The organism is Pseudomonas sp. EL_65y_Pfl1_R83 (genome assembly GCF_963970695.1).
GTDB lineage: Bacteria > Pseudomonadota > Gammaproteobacteria > Pseudomonadales > Pseudomonadaceae > Aquipseudomonas > Aquipseudomonas tritici.
In genome coordinates this window covers 1-257 of record NZ_CAXAQI010000535.1, presented here as the reverse complement: position 1 = coordinate 257, position 257 = coordinate 1, and the positions used below count along the sequence as shown (strand labels likewise).

1 protein-coding gene is annotated in these 257 nt (G+C 54.9%); it reads left to right on the top strand.

Features of this window, described 5'->3' with window-relative positions; all coding sequences use genetic code 11:
* Positions 1 to 257, top strand: a 257-nt coding sequence (locus AACY08_RS30215) for an RHS repeat domain-containing protein (RefSeq protein WP_339472752.1), incomplete at both ends; no start/stop codon positions are given.

Genomic DNA, 257 nt, shown 5'->3' with positions numbered 1-257 from the left:
ATCACAGTTGTCAGCGGCTGGTCTGGAATGAACGCGGACAACTGCTTGAAGAACAATGGCCGAATGGCGGTATCAAGCGCTATCGCTATGACGATCGTGGCCGACAAATTGCGCGTGAAGATGAGCATGGCGCACTGACCCAGTATCAGTGGGATGCAGCAGGCCGCTTGCTGAAATTGACTCAGCCTGACGGCGCAACGCGAGAATACAGCTACAACCCCTACGGAAAAATCACCGCTGAACGCGATGAACTGGGG